Source organism: Stenotrophomonas sp. 3(2025), from assembly GCF_052665395.1.
Genome location: NZ_JBQOIF010000010.1, coordinates 110,849 through 126,818, shown reverse-complemented (window position 1 = coordinate 126,818; position 15,970 = coordinate 110,849). Strand labels below are relative to the sequence as shown.

General features: G+C 67.5%; 17 protein-coding genes. 8 read left to right on the top strand and 9 right to left on the bottom strand.

The features are described 5' to 3' along the window. Positions 1-44: 44 nt before the first annotated feature. From ACUXVE_RS10155 to coaBC, 3 genes are read right to left on the bottom strand one after another with little or no spacing between them, the layout of a single operon-like run. Complete coding sequence (locus tag ACUXVE_RS10155) at positions 45-2,393, bottom strand: phosphomannomutase/phosphoglucomutase (RefSeq protein ID WP_093821289.1); 2,349 nt, start codon at positions 2,391-2,393, stop codon at positions 45-47. 12 nt (positions 2,394-2,405) lie between these two features. Then, positions 2,406-2,894: a dUTP diphosphatase gene (dut, locus tag ACUXVE_RS10150; RefSeq protein ID WP_093821287.1), complete on the bottom strand. Its 489-nt coding sequence runs from the start codon at positions 2,892-2,894 to the stop codon at positions 2,406-2,408. Next, positions 2,891-4,147: a bifunctional phosphopantothenoylcysteine decarboxylase/phosphopantothenate--cysteine ligase CoaBC gene (coaBC, locus tag ACUXVE_RS10145; protein WP_445514336.1), complete on the bottom strand. Its 1,257-nt coding sequence runs from the start codon at positions 4,145-4,147 to the stop codon at positions 2,891-2,893. The genes dut and coaBC overlap by 4 nt, the downstream gene beginning before the upstream one ends. A 225-nt stretch (positions 4,148-4,372) precedes the next feature. Here coaBC and ACUXVE_RS10140 point away from each other — a divergent pair, with 225 nt between their 5' ends. The 4 genes from ACUXVE_RS10140 to ACUXVE_RS10125 all read left to right on the top strand — a co-directional run bounded on the left by ACUXVE_RS10140 (position 4,373) and on the right by ACUXVE_RS10125 (position 8,493). After that, positions 4,373-4,999, top strand: a complete 627-nt coding sequence (locus tag ACUXVE_RS10140) for a response regulator (protein ID WP_445514335.1) — start codon at positions 4,373-4,375, stop codon at positions 4,997-4,999. Between the two features lie 71 nt (positions 5,000-5,070). After that, on the top strand, positions 5,071-5,775 hold the full coding sequence (gene radC, locus ACUXVE_RS10135; RefSeq protein WP_222387903.1) for a RadC family protein: 705 nt from the start codon (positions 5,071-5,073) through the stop codon (positions 5,773-5,775). Between the two features lie 114 nt (positions 5,776-5,889). Continuing rightward, positions 5,890-7,578: an arginine--tRNA ligase gene (argS, locus tag ACUXVE_RS10130; RefSeq protein ID WP_222387904.1), complete on the top strand. Its 1,689-nt coding sequence runs from the start codon at positions 5,890-5,892 to the stop codon at positions 7,576-7,578. A gap of 21 nt (positions 7,579-7,599) precedes the next feature. Continuing rightward, entirely contained in the window at positions 7,600-8,493 is an 894-nt protein-coding gene (locus tag ACUXVE_RS10125; RefSeq protein ID WP_222387905.1) for an SPOR domain-containing protein, read from the top strand. Positions 8,494-8,578: 85 nt separating this feature from the next. Here the strand turns inward: ACUXVE_RS10125 and ACUXVE_RS10120 are convergent, their stop codons facing one another. Both ACUXVE_RS10120 and ACUXVE_RS10115 read right to left on the bottom strand, forming a co-directional pair. Further along, a complete protein-coding gene (locus tag ACUXVE_RS10120; RefSeq protein WP_025878372.1) occupies positions 8,579-9,331 on the bottom strand; it encodes an SDR family NAD(P)-dependent oxidoreductase in 753 nt (250 codons plus the stop codon). A gap of 88 nt (positions 9,332-9,419) precedes the next feature. Beyond that, positions 9,420-9,914, bottom strand: coding sequence for a hypothetical protein (locus tag ACUXVE_RS10115; RefSeq protein ID WP_222387907.1), 495 nt, complete (start codon positions 9,912-9,914; stop codon positions 9,420-9,422). Positions 9,915-9,999: 85 nt separating this feature from the next. On the opposite strand from ACUXVE_RS10115, the gene ACUXVE_RS10110 reads away from it, so the two are divergent. Further along, positions 10,000-10,467 carry a YehS family protein gene (locus ACUXVE_RS10110; protein ID WP_033832824.1) on the top strand — a complete coding sequence of 156 codons (468 nt, stop codon included), beginning with the start codon at positions 10,000-10,002 and terminating at the stop codon, positions 10,465-10,467. Here the strand turns inward: ACUXVE_RS10110 and ACUXVE_RS10105 are convergent. Then, on the bottom strand, positions 10,436-11,323 hold the full coding sequence (locus ACUXVE_RS10105; RefSeq protein WP_033832823.1) for a LysR family transcriptional regulator: 888 nt from the start codon (positions 11,321-11,323) through the stop codon (positions 10,436-10,438). The two genes, ACUXVE_RS10110 and ACUXVE_RS10105, sit on opposite strands and share 32 nt — an antisense overlap. Before the next feature lie 144 nt (positions 11,324-11,467). Between ACUXVE_RS10105 and ACUXVE_RS10100 the strand changes: the two genes are divergently transcribed. Then, complete coding sequence (locus ACUXVE_RS10100) at positions 11,468-12,616, top strand: MFS transporter (protein ID WP_445514341.1); 1,149 nt, start codon at positions 11,468-11,470, stop codon at positions 12,614-12,616. Here the strand turns inward: ACUXVE_RS10100 and ACUXVE_RS10095 are convergent. Then, positions 12,613-13,311: a TorF family putative porin gene (locus ACUXVE_RS10095; protein WP_445514334.1), complete on the bottom strand. Its 699-nt coding sequence runs from the start codon at positions 13,309-13,311 to the stop codon at positions 12,613-12,615. The two genes, ACUXVE_RS10100 and ACUXVE_RS10095, sit on opposite strands and share 4 nt — an antisense overlap. A gap of 165 nt (positions 13,312-13,476) precedes the next feature. Between ACUXVE_RS10095 and ACUXVE_RS10090 the strand changes: the two genes are divergently transcribed. Next, a complete protein-coding gene (locus ACUXVE_RS10090; protein WP_025878366.1) occupies positions 13,477-13,866 on the top strand; it encodes a DUF6165 family protein in 390 nt (129 codons plus the stop codon). Positions 13,867-13,875: 9 nt separating this feature from the next. On the opposite strand, the gene ACUXVE_RS10085 is transcribed toward ACUXVE_RS10090, so the two are convergent. Both ACUXVE_RS10085 and ACUXVE_RS10080 read right to left on the bottom strand, forming a co-directional pair. Continuing rightward, positions 13,876-14,553 carry a response regulator transcription factor gene (locus ACUXVE_RS10085; protein ID WP_093821277.1) on the bottom strand — a complete coding sequence of 226 codons (678 nt, stop codon included), beginning with the start codon at positions 14,551-14,553 and terminating at the stop codon, positions 13,876-13,878. 191 nt (positions 14,554-14,744) lie between these two features. Further along, positions 14,745-15,317 (bottom strand): OmpO family porin, encoded by a 573-nt coding sequence (locus ACUXVE_RS10080; RefSeq protein WP_093821275.1) that lies wholly within the window; start codon positions 15,315-15,317, stop codon positions 14,745-14,747. A gap of 278 nt (positions 15,318-15,595) precedes the next feature. Between ACUXVE_RS10080 and ACUXVE_RS10075 the strand changes: the two genes are divergently transcribed. Beyond that, positions 15,596-15,955, top strand: coding sequence for a DUF1428 domain-containing protein (locus ACUXVE_RS10075; protein ID WP_445514333.1), 360 nt, complete (start codon positions 15,596-15,598; stop codon positions 15,953-15,955). Positions 15,956-15,970: the final 15 nt, after the last annotated feature.

Sequence of the window (15,970 nt, the reverse complement as noted above, 5' to 3'; positions counted from 1 at the left end):
GCGGCCGGCACTACCGCGGGTGCCGGGCGCAGCCCGGCGCCACCTCAGAACCCCAGCGGGGTATCGCCCAGCACCGGCTGCAGCTGGCTGCGGAACAGTGCCTGGATACGCTCCAGCGCCGCCTCGTCGTTGCCTTCGAAACGCAGCACCAGCACCGGCGTGGTGTTGGAGGCGCGAACCAGGCCCCAGCCGTCGGCGAAGTCCACCCGCAGGCCGTCGATGGTCGACAGGCGACCGCCGACATACGGGTTGTCCTGCGACTGCGCAGCGGCCACCAGCATCGCCACCAACGCATGCGGGGTGCCCTCGGCCACCGGCACCTTCAGCTCCGGCGTCGCCACCATTTCCGGCAGTTCGGCCAGTACTTCGTCCGGCGTTTCCTCGCGCTGGGCCAGGATCTCCAGCAGGCGCGCAGCGGCGTACAGGCCATCGTCAAAGCCGAACCAGCGTTCCTTGAAGAAGAAGTGGCCGCTCATCTCGCCCGCCAGTTCGGCGTCGGTCTCGCGCATCTTCGCCTTCATCAGCGAGTGCCCGGTCTTCCACATCAATGGGCTGCCGCCGTTGCGCAGCACGTGATCGGACAACCTGCCGGTGCACTTCACGTCGTAGATCACCATCGCGCCCGGGTTGCGCATCAGCACGTCGGCGGCGAACAGCATCAGCAGACGGTCGGCGTAGATGATCCTGCCTTCACTGGTGACCACGCCAAGGCGATCGCCATCACCATCGAACGCCACGCCGAGGTCGGCGCCAAAGCGCTTGACCGTCTGCACCAGGTCTTCCAGGTTGGCCGGCTCGCTGGGATCGGGGTGATGGTTGGGGAAGGTGCCGTCGACATCGCAGTACAACGGGATGACTTCTGCGCCGATCGCTTCCAGCAGCTGCGGGGCGAAGGCACCGGCCACGCCGTTGCCCGCGTCGGCCACCACTTTCAGTGGGCGGTCCAGCTGCACGTCATCGGCAATACGCTGGATGTAATCGGCGGCGACCTCGCGCTGCTGGTAATCACCCGGCTCCGCAGCCTGCACCAGACGGCCTTCGACAATGCGCTGGTAAAGGTCGGTGATCGCATCGCCGGACAGGGTCTCACCACCGATGACGATCTTGAAACCGTTGTAGTCCGGCGGATTGTGGCTGCCGGTGACCGCTACACAGGTACCGGTGCGCAGGTGGAAGGCGGCGAAATACACCACCGGGGTCGGCGCCAGGCCGATATCGATGACCGCACAGCCGGCACGCCGCAGGCCTTCGGCAAGGCCGGCCGACAGTTCGGGACCGGACAGGCGCCCATCGCGACCGATCACCACCTCGCGCAGGCCCTGCTCAAGGGCGACGGTGCCGATGGCCTGGCCGATCAGCGCGGCGGTACGCGCGGTCAGCTCGCTGCCGACGACGCCGCGGATGTCGTAGGCGCGGAAGATGCCTGCAGCCAGCTCCTCGGCCGGAACCGGTGGCGGCGGAGGTGGCGCAGCCTCGGCCACGGCCTCGCCGGGCACCGCCGGCGGGACCATCTGCAGGCTTTCACGCAGGGTCGGGCCGTGATCGGCGTCGGCCACCGCGCTGCGCCGGCTGGGCAGCGGCAACGACTTCGGCAGCCGGCCACGGCCTACCACCAGCAGTGCCGCGATGAAGGCCAGCAGCAGCGCGACAATCGCGCTGGCCAGGGCTCCCAGCCCCAGCGGGCCAGGTTCCACATTCGGCACCCCGGCGGCCAGCCGCAAAGGCGTTCCCGCCACCGGGCGCGCCATTGCTTCGGCGCTCTCGGACAGGCCGGTATCACCCTGTACTACGATGTTGTGCGTCCCCTGGCGCAGCGCCAGGAAGCCATTGCCGGGGGCCTGTACCTGGTCCAGCGGCGCAGTCAACCGCAGCAGCGGCTGGCGGACATAGACCACCGCCGGTCCGACACCGGCCAGCTGCACCGGTGCGGCCAGACCCAGGCGGTTGCCGCCGCCATCGCGGACCACGCGCAGGCTTGCCTTGCCGTCGGCAAGCGCCGATTCCAGCAGGGCCAGGCGTGCGTATCCAAAGGTGGCCGCATCGGCATAGCCTGCGGCCAGGTCAGCGCCCAGCACCTCCACCTGTTCGACGCCGGTCCAGCTTTCCCGCAGCGCCAACGCGGCGCCGGCGGCATCACCGGCCTGCAGCGCCTGCTGCACGCGGTCGCCCTTCAACTGCTGCTGCAGCTGCTGCAACTGGCCGGAGGCAGCCTGCTGCAGCCCCTGCACAGCCTGGTCGCGCGCCTGTTCCAGCGCGTCCCCGCTGGCGGCCTGCCGCCACTGCTGCACCGCGCTCCAGCCGAACCAGGCGGCCAGCAGTACCAGCAGCACGCCCAGCAATGGCGCGCTGCGTCCCAACGTCTTTCCCCGCTGTGCTTCCCCGATGCCGCTCATCGATGTCCCCTGTCAACGCACCCCGGTATGGCCGAATCCACCCGTTCCCCGCACGCTGTCGGTGAAAGTATCCACCACCTGCAGGCTGACGCGGGCAATCGGCACGACCACCAGCTGGGCGATGCGATCGCCCGGCTCGATGGTGAAGGCCTCGCGGCCACGGTTCCAGACACTGATCAGCAGCGGCCCCTGGTAGTCGGCATCGATCAGGCCGGTGCCGTTGCCGAGCACGATGCCATGGCGGTGGCCGAGGCCCGAACGCGGCAGGATCACTGCGCACAGATGAGGATCGGCGATATGGATGGCCAGGCCGCTGGGGACCAGTGCGGTATCGCCCGGCTGCAGGGTCAGCGCGGTTTCCAGCGCCGCGCGCAGGTCCATGCCTGCGCTGGCTTCGGTGGCATAGGCCGGCAGCGGCCAGCTGTCGCCGAAGCGCGGGTCGAGCAGCTTGACCTGCAATGGCTGCGGGGAAATCCCCTGGGGGGTGCTTGCCTGGGTCATGCCTGAAGCCTCCGCGCGATCAGCGCCAGCAGTTGTTCGGCCAGCTCACGCTTGGAAGTAGCCGGGAATACCTGTTCGCCATCCTGCCAGAAGGCCGTGGCGGCATTGTTGTCGCTCTCGAAACCACCGCCGCTGATGCCCACCTGGTTGGCGATCACCAGGTCCAGGCGCTTGTCGACCAGCTTGCCGCGCGCATATTTCTCCACGTCGTGGGTCTCGGCGGCAAAGCCGACCACCAGCTTCAACGACTGCGTCTGCGCGGCAACCTCGGCCAGGATGTCCGGGGTGCGCACCAGCTCGATCACCAGCGACTGGCTGTCGGCGGTCTTCTTCAGCTTCTGCGCGGCAACCTGGCGTGGGGTGTAATCGGAAACGGCGGCAGCACCGATGTAGATGTCGGCCGGCAGCGCAGCCAGTACCGCCTCGCGCATCTGCGCGGCAGAGCGCACATCGATGCGCTGTACGCCGGGCGGCGTCGGCAGCTGCACCGGGCCGCTGACCAGGACCACCTGGGCACCGAGCCCGGCGGCAGCGGCGGCCAGCGCGTAGCCCATCTTGCCGCTGCTGCGGTTGCCCACGTAACGCACCGGATCGATGTCTTCATAGGTCGGGCCGGCGCTGATAAGCAGGCGCAGGCCCTGCAGGGCGCGCGTTTCCGGCGCGGCGGCAGCGGCAGTACCGTTGGCGGCCAGGGCGGCGGCGATGTCGGCCGGCTCGGCCAAACGACCGGGGCCGGATTCGCCTTCGGCCAGCGGCCCATCGACCGGACCGATCACCTGCGCACCGCGCTGGCGCAGCAGGGCAATATTGGCCTGGGTGGCCGGATGCAGCCACATCCGATGGTTCATGGCCGGGCACACCGTCAGCGGTGCGGTGCTGGCCAGGCACAAGGTGCTGACCAGGTCGTCGGCGTGGCCCTGGGCCAGGCGGGCCAGCAGGTCGGCGGTACCCGGCGCGATCACGATGCGATCGGCCCAGCGTGCCAGTTCAATGTGGCCCATGGCCTGTTCGGCGGCGCTGTCCCACAACGTGGTGCGGGTCGGCTGGCCGGAAAGGGCCTGGAAGCTGAGTGGAGTGACGAACTGCTGGGCGCCGGCCGTCATCACCACCTGCACCAGCGCACCGGCATCACGCAGGCGTCGAACCAGTTCCAGGGCCTTGTAGGCCGCGATCCCGCCACCGACACACAAGAGCAGTTTCTGGCCTTCCAGCGCGCGGATCCGCGTCGGGGAAGCGTTGGGAGAATCAGCCACCTGGAATTCCTGTGCAAACGAGGGCGTTAGCTTACCCGAAGGCCAGCAACCTCCCGGTGCACGCGGCACATAGCGGGCGGCTATCAGCACATGGGCGGGGGCCCAGGGCGTTTTCCGGGTTTGCTGCACGCCGATTCGGAACTTTCCTATACCTCTTCGCGTCACCGCTTTGCAGAATCGTCGCTGGCCACCCGGGTGCGCCGTTCGATTTCCGAGGAGTTTCCCGTGCAACCGCGCATCATCATTGCCGACGACCATCCGGTCGTCCTGCACGGCATCCGAATCGTGCTTGAGCGTCACCAGATGGATGTGGCCGGTGCCGCTGCCGACGGTGCCGGACTGCTGCAGTTGCTGGTCCAGCAGCCCTGCCACGCCGTACTCACCGACCTGTCCATGCCCGGCCCTGGCCCGGACGGGCCCGAACTGCTGGCCGAGCTGCGCCAACGCCATCCCGACCTTCCCGTGGTGGTGCTGACCGGGGCCAGGCACCCGGGGTTGCTCGATGGCCTGCTGCGCAATGGCGTACACGGTCTGGTCGACAAGAGCGCCGACTTCGCCGAACTACCGCAGGCCCTGCATGCCGCCATGGCCGGGCAGGTGTTCGTTTCCGACCAGCTGCGGCGCCACCTGCAGGCCCGCGATCTGCTGTTTCCCCACCCACCGGCCGCTTTGTCGACACGCGAACTGGAAGTGCTGCAGCTGCTGACCGACGGCCTGAACATCAACGCCATCGCCGACCGCAGCGGACGCAGCCCGAAGACGATCAGCCGGCAGAAGGCCGAAGCCATGCGCAAGCTGGGCCTGCAGACCAACCAGGAACTCTACGACTACCTGCAGACCCGGCGCGGCTGAGGGCTTGGCCGACCCGCAGGTGCGGCAAGGGCTTATGGGAGCGGTCGGCGATGATCGCCATGATGGGTGCCATGCCCATCCATGATTGGCCCGAAGAAGAGCGCCCCCGCGAGAAGCTGCAGGCCCGCGGCCCCGCCTCACTGTCCGATGCCGAACTGCTGGCGCTGTTCCTGGGTTCCGGCATTGGCGGCCGGGACGCGGTACAGACCGCGCGCGACCTGTTGCTCGCCCACGGCCCATTGCGGGTGCTGCTGGACCGCTCCGCCCGCGAACTATCGAAACTCCCTGGGTTGGGGCCGGCTCGCAGCTGCACGCTGGCCGCAGGGCTGGAACTGGCCCACCGCTACCTGGCCGCTGAACTGCAACAGGGCGAAGCGGTAGGCAACAACCCGGGCGCCGTCGGCCGCTACCTGCAGCACCGCCTGCGCGGGCAGGCCCGGGAACTGTTCGTGGTCCTGTTCCTGGACAACCGCCACCGCCTGATCGCCTGCGAGGAACTGTTCGCCGGCACCATCAATGCGGCCCCGGTCTACCCCCGCGAAGTGGTGCGCAGAGCCCTGCTGCACAACGCCGCTGCGGTCATCCTCAGCCATAACCATCCCTCTGGCGACCCGGAACCCTCGGCCGCCGACGCGCAGATCACCGAGGAACTGCAACGGGCCCTGGCACTGGTCGACATCCGCCTGCTGGACCACTTCGTGGTCGGCGAAGGGCGGCCCGTTTCATTTGCTGAACGGGGTCTTCTGCCACCGCTGCAGGCCCGCCTGGTCGGATGAGCCCCGCAGCAGCACGCCGCGACGCGTGCCCTGGCAGGCAGGCCCCGGTCAGCGTTGAGGCCGGCATCTGCGCTAAAATGGGCGATTCCGCCGCTCATTCTCACAGCAGGCCTCGTGAAAAATCTCCTCCGCGCCCTGATCAGCCAAGGCATCGAAGCCTTGCGCGCCAATGGCACCCTGCCCGTCGACTCCCTGCCGCCGGACTTCGTGGTCGAGCGCCCGAAGACCCGCGACCATGGCGACTTCGCCACCAACGCCGCGATGCTGCTGGCCAAGGCCGCGCGCAGCAATCCGCGCGCACTGGCACAGGCGCTGGTCGAGGCACTGCCGCGCAGCGAAGACGTCAGCAAGGTCGAGATCGCCGGCCCCGGCTTCATCAATTTCCACCTGGCGCCGGCCGCGTACCAGCGTGAAGCCGTCACCGTCATCAAGGAAGGCGCCGATTACGGCCGCAACCTGTCCGGCAATGGCCGCACGGTAGGCGTGGAGTATGTGTCGGCCAACCCGACCGGCCCGCTGCATGTCGGCCACGGCCGCGCCGCGGCCATCGGCGACTGCGTGGCACGCGTGCTCGATGCCAACGGCTGGAACGCCAAGCGCGAGTTCTACTACAACGATGCCGGCGTGCAGATCGAGAACCTGGCGCTGTCGACCCAGGCCCGCGTGAAGGGCATTGCCCCTGACCAGGAAGGCTGGCCGGAAGGCGGCTACCGTGGCGACTACATCGCCGACGTGGCCCGTGCCTACATGTCCGGCGCCAGCGTCGACCTGGAAGGCACCCTGGTGGTCGGCGCCAAGGACCCGGACGACCTGCAGGCGATCCGCCGCTTCGCCGTGGCCTACCTGCGCAACGAGCAGAACCTGGACCTGGCCGCGTTCGGCGTGGATTTCGACATCTACTTCCTGGAAAGTTCGCTGTACGCCGACGGCAAGGTCGCCGAGGCGGTGGCCAAGCTGCAGGCGTCGGGCCATACCTATGAGGAAGGCGGCGCGCTGTGGCTGCGCAGCACCGACTTCGGTGACGACAAGGACCGCGTGATGCGCAAGTCCGACGGCACCTTCACCTACTTCGTGCCGGACGTGGCCTACCACCTGTCGAAGTGGCAGCGCGGCTACGAGCGGGCGATCACCGAACTGGGCGCGGACCACCACGGTTCACTGGCGCGCGTGCGTGCCGGCCTGCAGGCCATGGAAGTGGGCATCCCGCAGGGCTGGCCGGAATACGTGCTGCACCAGATGGTCACCGTCATGCGCGGCGGCGAGGAAGTGAAGCTGTCCAAGCGTGCCGGCAGCTACTTCACCCTGCGCGACCTCATCGAAGAAGCCGGCCGCGACGCGACCCGCTGGTTCCTGATCGCGCGCAAGCCCGATTCGCAGCTGACCTTCGACATCGACCTGGCCCGTCAGCAGAGCAACGACAACCCGGTGTTCTACGTGCAGTACGCGCATGCCCGCGTCTGCAGCCTGCTGCGCCAGGCGCAGGAGAAGGGGCTGATCTACGAACAGGGCACCGGCCTGTCCAATCTGGGCCGCCTGGCCGATGACGCATCGCTGGCCCTGATGAACGAGATCTCGCGTTATCCGGAAGTGGTGGAAGCGGCCGGCGTGGCGCTGGAACCGCATCTGGTCGCGCAGTACCTGCGCGAATTGGCGCACGCCTTCCACACGTGGTATCACGGGACGCCGGTGCTGGTGGACGACGCGACCGATCGCAATGCCAAGTTGACCCTGGCCTGCGCGGCGCGCCAGGTACTGGCCAACGGCCTCGACCTCCTGGGCGTTTCCGCCCCGGAAAAAATGTAAGCCTCAGGAGACGCAGTAGACATGGCAGCACGACGCGGCAAGACACAGGCTCGGCGCAACAGCAGCCAAGGCACGCCCGGATGGGTGTGGCTGGTTGCCGGCGTGGCGATCGCCGCCGTGGTGTTCCTGGCGGCGCCGAACCTGTTCAAGGGCGAGGGTGATGGCTTCCTGCGCGCCGGTCCGCAGCCGAACCCGAACGCGCAGCCGGCGCCGGTCGCCGATGGCGAAAACGATGTCGGCAGCCAGCCGGCCGCACAGCCGGCCACGCCGAAGCCGGCTGAGCCGGAAAAGCCGGCGGCCACCCAGTACGACTTCTACACCCTGCTGCCTGGCAAGGAAGTGGAGATGTCCGACGCCGAACTGGCCGCCAGCGCGCGCGCCGAGGAACAGCGCCGGAGCAAGGCCGAAGCGCAGCGCGCGCAGGCGGCACTGGAAGGCAAGCCCGTGCCGGCGGCGGTTGCGGCCGCAGCCCCTGCGGCGACGGCGAGCGTTGCCAGCACCGCGCCGGTGACCGCCACCAGCCGTCCGCTGCCGACGCCGGTGAGTGAACGCCCGACGACCGCCGCGCCAGCGGCCACCACCGCGCCGGCCAGCGCCAGCACCGTTGCCGCCGCTCCTGCGGCACGCAGCGAAACCGCGCCGGCCGCCGCCAGCACTGCAGCAGCCCCGGCACCGGCCGACAACGCCCGTTACATCCTGCAGGCCGGTGCGTTCGGCGCGTCCGGCGATGCCGAAGCGACCAAGGCCAAGCTGGCGATGATGGGCCTGGCCGCACGCGTGGAGTCGGCGCAGATCAACGGCAAGACCGTGTACCGCGTACGCATGGGGCCCTATGGCACCGCCGGTGAGCTTTCCGAAGCCAAGCAGAAGCTGGATGGCACCGGCCTGCAGGCGATGGCGATCAAGGCGCAGTAAGCGTGCGGGCATAATGAAGAAAGCCGGGCATTGCCCGGCTTTTTTTTGCCCGTGCAACGCCGGGCTCGACGCTGCAGACAGCGGATCAGCTCTCGCGGGCAACCTGGAAACCGGCGAACGACTGGCTGACCGGCATCAGTTCCAGGCGATTGATGTTCAGGTGCGGGGGCAGGCTCGCCACCCAGAAGATCTGCTCGGCGATGTCTTCGGCGGTCATCGGGTTGGCGCCGGTGTACAGCTTGTCCGACGCAACCTGGTCGCCATGGGTGCGGACCACGGTGAACTCGGTTTCGGCCATGCCCGGTTCGATGGTGGTCACGCGTACACCGGTACCGTGCAGGTCCGAACGCAGGCCCAGCGAGAACTGGCTGACGAACGCCTTGGTGCCGCCATAGGCGTTGCCGCCCGGATACGGATAGACACCGGCCACCGACGAAATGTTGATGATGGCGCCCTTGCGCTCCACCAGCTGCGGCAACAGGCGATGGGTCAGGGTGACCAGCGCGGTGATGTTGGTGTCGATCATCGTCGTCCAGTCCTTCAGGCTGGCGCTCTGCGCCGGCGCGGTGCCCTGGGCGAGACCGGCATTGTTGACCAGCAGATCGATGTCACCGAAGGCCGGCGGCAGCGCCAGCAGTGCCGCTTCCATCGCGACCGGATCACGCACGTCGAACACGGCCGCGTGCACCACCTCCTTGCCGTAGCGCTCCACCAGCGGCTGCAGGCGTTCGCTGCGACGGCCGGTGGCGATCACTTTCCAGCCCGCCTGGGCGAAGCGGTGTACGGCAGCGGCGCCGAAGCCGGACGTGGCGCCGGTAATCAGGACGGTTCGGGTCATCAGACAACTCCGTGGGAAACCAGACCGCCATTCTGGCACCGTCGGCCCACGGCTGCGTTGCCTGATCGGCCCGCTGCGGTGCACGCGGTCAGCGCAGGCGGAACACGCGTGCCTTCGGCAGATCTTCGTCGACCTGCAGGAACCAGCGCCCGGCGATACCCGGAATCACCTCGATCTGCGGTGCCTGCAGGGTCTTGCGCAGCTTCATCTGGCCCTTCATCACCTGCCACTGCTGACCGTTGTCGAGGGTGAACACCGTGCCCGGCTGCCAACCCGCAACGTCGCCGACCACGCGGGCGCTGACCGGCCCCTCTTCCAGGCCCAGGTGCATCGCCGCCGGGGCGGGAACGTTGGCCGGCAACGGCGCGCCGGTGTTGGCTGTAACCGCCGCCCGCGTGGGTACGGGCGTAGATGCCTCTGCCTCGCGCAGCACGCGGTTCAGGGTCTGCAGCTGGGCAGCGTCCAGGCCCACTTCGGCCAGCTGGGCCGCGCTGAGACGCTGCTCCACGGGCACGAAACGGTCCTGGGCGGTGGCGGCGAAGCTGCTGGCGACCAGCAGAACGGAAAGGAGGTACCGGCGCATCGGAGAGGGTCTCTGCAGAACAGCGCTCACGATGCTGCAATCCGGTGACAGTCCGGTTACAGCCGCAGGCCCGGTACAATGGGCCATGATCAATAATGATGTACTGCGCAGCGTGCGCTATTCCCTGGACCTCGGCGACCACCACGTGGTGACCCTGTGCCAGATGGCCGATCCGGCGTTCGAAGTGGATGTCGACCAGGCCAAGGCCTGGCTGCTGCGTGAAGACGAGCCGGGTTTCCAGCCGATGAGTGACAGTGCGCTGGCGCACTTCCTCGATGGCCTGATCCTGCACCTGCGCGGTCACGATGAGGGCCAGGCGCCGCGCGCGGTGGAAACCCGCATCGACAACAACCTGGTGTTGAAGAAGCTGCGCGTGGCCTTCCAGCTGCGCGATGTCGACATGATGGAGATCTTCACCAGCATCGGCTTCAACGTCTCCAAATCCGAACTCGGCGCGCTGTTCCGCCAGCCCGGCCACAAGAACTACCGGCGCTGCCTGGACCAGATGCTGCGCAACTTCCTCAAGGGCCTGAGCCTGCGCCTGCGCGGCTGAGCACGGCGTCGACGAAGGCGCGTGCGGCCGGCGTCGGCAGGCGCTGCCAGACCAGATGTACGCGCCGGGTCGGGGTCGGTTGCAGCGGCACCTGCACCACCCCTTCGAAACCGTCGGCGATCCGCACCGGCACGATGCCCACCGCCAGGCCGTGGCGGACGAAGCGCTCGACCAGTTCCATCAGGTTGACCTCGAAACGCACCTGATGCGGCAGGCCCGCTGCGGCGAACGCATCATCGGTCTGCCGGCGCGCGCCGGTCCCCCGCGGGAAATCGACCAGGGCCTCATCCTGCAGCGCCGCCAACGGCAACCGCTGGCGCGTGGCCAGCCGATGCTGCGGCGCCAGCACGGCCACCAGATCCTCTTCCTGCAGCATCTGGTGGCAGACGCCCTCCAGATGGGCCGACGGCGCCAGCCCTACCAGCGCCACGTCCAGTGCGCGCGACTGCACCTGCTGCAGCAGGGTCTCGCTCTTGTCCACCCGCAACTGGAACTCCACCTGCGGGTGCTGCTGCTGGAAGGCAGCCAGCATGGCCACCACGTCGACGCCGGTCAGCGACGAGATCTGCCCGATCGCCAGCAGCCCGCGCACGTCACCACTGACGGCAGCGACGTCGGCACGCAGGTGGCGCAGGCTGGCCAGCACCTGCCGGGCGTGCACCAGCAACGCCTCTCCCGCCGCGGTGGCGCGCACCTGGCGCGGCAACCGCTCGAACAACATCGTGCCCAGCTCCTGCTCCAGATGGGCAATCTGATGGCTCAGGGCCGACTGCACGACGTGGCAGCGCGCGGCCGCACGGGTGAAGTTGCCCTCTTCAGCCAGGGCCACGGCGAACTCGAGCTGCTTGAGGTTCACACCCGTATCTCAATTCCAGATGACAGCGATGATGATGATTCATTTCCATCATGATCGCAGCAGGCGGACACTGTGCTGCCCTGCTTCACGGAACATCGCGTGTCCCCTTCCCTTCCTCCCCTGCAGCGCTGGCAGATCCTGTTGATGTCGGTTGCCACCGGTGTCGCGGTGGCCAGCAATTACTATGCGCAGCCGTTGCTGCATACCATCGCCGATGCCTTCGGCGTGCCTTTCGGCCAGGTCGGCATGGTGGTGACCGCTGCGCAGTTGAGCTACGCCGCTGGCCTGATCCTGCTGGTGCCGTTGGGTGACCTGTTCGAGCGCCGCCGGCTGATCGTGGTGATGACGTTGTTGTCGGCCAGCGGACTGGTGATCAGCGCGTGCGCGCCGTCGTTGCCATGGCTGCTGGCCGGTACCGCGATCACCGGGTTGTTCTCGGTGGTGGCGCAGGTGCTGGTGCCGTTCGCCGCCACCCTGGCCGCACCGGAGCAACGCGGCCGCGTGGTCGGCACGCTGATGAGCGGGCTGCTGCTGGGCATCCTGCTGGCACGCACCGTGGCCGGGCTGCTGTCGAGCCTGGGCGACTGGCGCCTGGTCTATGCGATCGCTGCAGGTACGCTGGTGCTCACCGCGCTGGCCCTGCAGCGCGGCCTGCCGCGTTTCCACCACAGCGCTGGGCTGAGCTACTTCGCGCTGCTGCGCTCGATCGGCACGCTGTTCGTGCAGGAACCGGTGCTGCGCCAGCGCACGCTGCTCGGCGCGTGCAGCTTTGCGATGTTCGCGATCTTCTGGACGCCACTGGCCTTCCTGCTGGCGCAGCCGCCGTATGCCTACAGCGACGCCACCATCGGCCTGTTCGGGCTGGTCGGTGCCGCCGGTACGCTGGCTGCCGGCCTTGCCGGGCGCATGTCGGATCGTGGCCAGACCGGCCGGGCCACGGCCATTGCGCTGGTGCTGTTGCTGCTGTCCTGGCTGCCCCTGGGGCTCTCGGCGCACTCGCTGCTGGCGCTGCTGGTCGGCGTGGTGGTGCTGGACCTGGCCGCGCAGCTGCTGCATGTCAGCAACCAGAACCTGATCTACGCACTGCAGCCGGAGGCACGCAACCGCCTCAATGCCGGTTACATGACCGGCTATTTCATCGGGGGTTCGCTGGGCTCGCTGCTGTCGGCACAGGTCTACCAGCGTTTCGGCTGGAGCGGCGTGTGCGTGGCCGGTACCGCGGTGGCGGTACTGGCCCTGCTGGTGTGGCTGCCCAGTGCCTGGCGCGCACGCCAAGCCGCGTCGGCCGACTAGAAGCTGCCCTGCAGCGCCAGTTCCCAGCGTCCACCGGCATTGCCCGGGAACAGACGCTTGGCGGCGCTGTCGGTGTCATGCACGGTGGCGCGCAGTTCCCAGGCCGGCGTCAACGTGGCAATGGCACTGAGCTGGCCATGCAGGTAGTCCGGCCCCTGCGCGGTGGCCAGCCAGTACTGCCCCACCGCCGCTTCCAACCGCACGCGCTCGTTCAACGGCACCCGCACGCCCAGCTGTGCGTAGGTGCCGCGACGGCCGCCGGCCAGGGCATCGTTGGAGTGGGCAACCTGCAGCCAGGCGCGTTGCTTCCAGGTGGCGGTGACATTGAGTTCGGTCCAGTCCAGTGCGCGGCCAGTGCCCGGATAGACATACCGGGTGAGGTTCGCATCCAGGCTCCAGTCCGGCGACAGCGCGCCGGACCAGCCGGCGACGAGATCGAACTCGCTGCGTGCCCCGCTGTCCGGCGTGAAAGAGACATTCGATCCCCATGCGCTGGCATACCAGCCCGAACCCACCGTGACCTTTGCCCCCACCTGCGCGGCCGGATCGCCCTCGCTCTGCGAACTGCCGCGCCAGACATAGTCGCTGGTCAATGCCGCCGTGCCACTCACCTGCACCTGCGCCTGCACGCTGCCGGCGCACAGCAGCCCCGCCAGTACGGCCGCGCTGGCCACGATCATCCCCTTGCTCTTCACTGCACTCACTTCCTCGTCGAAGGCGGTCTGTCCGCCGGGACGGCAGTGTCGATGGCAGGGCCGTAACGGTTCGATGGCGATGCTGCCGTGCCAGCGCAAATTCAGCGTAAATCCGCGCTGCGGTGGGCGCGGTATCATGCGGGCCTATTTCCAGGAACCAACCACGTGGACGCCATCCTGACCCCGGTATCGATCGGCGAGCTGATCGACAAGATCACCATTCTCGAGATCAAGGCCGAGCGCATCGACGATGCGACCAAGCTGGCCAACGTGCGCACCGAGCTTGACGGCCTGCTGCCGCTGCTGCAGCAGCAGCTTGACGCGCAGCCGGCACTGGCCGCGCTGAAGACGCAGTTGAAGGCCATCAACGAGCGCATGTGGGAGATCCAGGACCAGCTGCGCGACAAGGAAGCGGCGCAGGTATTCGACGAGGCGTTCATCCAGCTGGCGCGCGGCGTGTACGGCACCAACGGCGAACGCGTACAGGTGAAGAACGAGATCAACCGTGTTGCCGGTTCGGCGCTGGTCGAGGAAAAGCAGTACCAGGGCGAGTAAGCGCGCCCGTCAGCCGCACTCCAGCAGGTGGCGGATGCGGAACAGTTCGACATCACTGCGGATGCCGAGCTTCTGGTAGGCCGCTTTCTTCTGCGTGCTGATGGTGCTGGCCGAGCGCTGGAAGCGCCGGGCCACTTCGCCGGTGCTGCACCCCTGCAGCACCAGCCGCAGCACTTCGCGTTCACGCCGGCTCAGAGGCGTCAGGCTGGGCGCCGACATGCGCCGCGCGCGTGATCGATTCAGCTGCGTGCGCAACTCCGGGGGCACGAACCGCCCACCGCGGGCCACCACGTCCACCGCGCGCAGCAGCATTTCCGGCGTGGTCGCCTTGGACAGGAAGCCGCGTGCGCCGGCCTGCATCGTCGTGGCCACGGTGCTGGCATTGCAGTGCGCCGACAGCACCAGTATCGGCATGCACGGCCAGCGCAGGGACAGTGCGCGCAGCAACTGCAACCCGTCGCCAAGATCCCCCAGCGGCAGCGCATCGATCAACAGCAGGTCAACGCAGCCCGGTTCGCTTTCCAGCAGCGCCACCAGCTCACCTTCGTCGGCGTAGCTGCCGCGCACGTGCACGCCGCTGTGCTGGCGCAGCAGCACTTCCACCCCCAGCCTCAGCACCGGATGCGGATCCAGCAAGGCCAGGCGGCGTGGCCGATCAGGGAGCAGCGGTGGGAGTACGGGCGGCATCGCGGTGTATCCGGCAGCACGGGATATCCACCGTAGGCCGCCACTGGCAGTGGCGGAATCCAATTCATTGCAATGCAACATAAGGCCGCGCATCGCAGTCAGACTCTGTTCTGATTCCCCACAACGCAACAGGCCCGGCAATGCCGGGCCTGTTGCAGCACGAACAGCGCGCAGACGCGCCGTAGACGCAATTACCAGCTGAAGCGCGGGCCGACGGTGTATTCCTTGTCGCCGTGGCGGTTCATCTTCAGCTCGCCGTTCAGGCCCCAGTTCTGGTTCAGCTTGACCTGACCACCCAGGCGGCCGTACCACTGGCTGTCGATGTCAACGCCGTGCTTCTTCGAATAGTCTTCGTAACCGACCAGGCCGTAGACCTCAGCGTGGGCACCGAACGCGGTACGGATACCGGCTTCAGCGCTGTAGCCGTTGAAATCCAGGCCGTGCTTCTGGTCGAACTTCTGGTAGGCGACGCGGGCAACGAAGTCGGTCGACGGAGCGATTTCGACGTTGTAGCCGGCACCGACCTTCCACTGGTCAACCTTGATGTTGGTGTGGTCGACTTCCTGACGGTTGTATTCGCCGAAAGCGTGGAAGTTCGGCAGGAAGCCGTAGGAACCCTTCACGCCCCAGCCATCAGCCTTGATGCCGTCAACGTCGGTCTTGGCGTAGTCGGCCTCGGCGTAGTTGTAGGACAGGTTCTCGGCGGCCGAAGCGGTGAACGGCAGGGCAGCGGCCAGAGCCAGAGCAATCAGCGAATTCTTCATGGGGGTACACCTTTACTTTCTTATGGTGTGCAGCAGCGCCAGGGCGCCATCGCATCGGGAATGTAAATTCTCCGTTATTCGCCACAACGCTCCCTGAAAACAGCGGTCTTCGCATTGCTGAATTTTTTGCATTGATTCAGCAAGGCTCAGGCATACGCGCGCGGTACGCGCACGCGCTTCGATTCAATGGCGCGGCACTCGATGTCGATTTGCCGCACCGTGAAGCGTCGACTCAATGAAGGTCGTGCAGCTGGCACGGTCCATTCCGGAGGCAAGCGATGAGCTACATCGATGGTTTCGTACTGGCGGTGCCCACCGCCAACAAGGAGAAGTTCCTCGCCCACGCGCGCAGCGGCGACGTGGTGTTCCTTGAACACGGCGCGCTGCGCGTGGTCGAGTGCTGGGGCGATGACGTGCCGCACGGCAAGACCACCGACTTCTTCGGCGCGGTCAAAGCCACGGCGGAGGAGACCGTGGTGTTTTCCTGGATCGAGTGGCCGGACAAGGCCACCCGCGATGCAGGCATGCAGAAAATGATGGAAGACCCGCGGTTGGACCCGTCGAAGAATCCCATGCCGTTCGACGGTGCACGGATGATCTACGGCGGATTCGAGCCGATCTGCGAACTCAAGCGCTGACCCGGGCGGGCGTCC

Bases quoted from the DNA above. Each gene is read 5' to 3' on its own strand.
- ACUXVE_RS10075 (WP_445514333.1), top strand. From the start codon at position 15,596: ATGAGCTACATCGATGGTTTCGTACTGGCGGTGCCCACCGCCAACAAG.
- ACUXVE_RS10155 (WP_093821289.1), bottom strand. From the start codon at position 2,393: ATGAGCGGCATCGGGGAAGCACAGCGGGGAAAGACGTTGGGACGCAGC.
- radC (WP_222387903.1), top strand. From the start codon at position 5,071: ATGCCCATCCATGATTGGCCCGAAGAAGAGCGCCCCCGCGAGAAGCTG.
- ACUXVE_RS10080 (WP_093821275.1), bottom strand. From the start codon at position 15,317: ATGAAGAATTCGCTGATTGCTCTGGCTCTGGCCGCTGCCCTGCCGTTC.
- ACUXVE_RS10100 (WP_445514341.1), top strand. From the start codon at position 11,468: ATGTCGGTTGCCACCGGTGTCGCGGTGGCCAGCAATTACTATGCGCAG.
- ACUXVE_RS10110 (WP_033832824.1), top strand. From the start codon at position 10,000: ATGATCAATAATGATGTACTGCGCAGCGTGCGCTATTCCCTGGACCTC.
- ACUXVE_RS10125 (WP_222387905.1), top strand. From the start codon at position 7,600: ATGGCAGCACGACGCGGCAAGACACAGGCTCGGCGCAACAGCAGCCAA.
- ACUXVE_RS10115 (WP_222387907.1), bottom strand. From the start codon at position 9,914: ATGCGCCGGTACCTCCTTTCCGTTCTGCTGGTCGCCAGCAGCTTCGCC.
- ACUXVE_RS10120 (WP_025878372.1), bottom strand. From the start codon at position 9,331: ATGACCCGAACCGTCCTGATTACCGGCGCCACGTCCGGCTTCGGCGCC.
- dut (WP_093821287.1), bottom strand. From the start codon at position 2,894: ATGACCCAGGCAAGCACCCCCCAGGGGATTTCCCCGCAGCCATTGCAG.
- ACUXVE_RS10085 (WP_093821277.1), bottom strand. From the start codon at position 14,553: ATGCCGCCCGTACTCCCACCGCTGCTCCCTGATCGGCCACGCCGCCTG.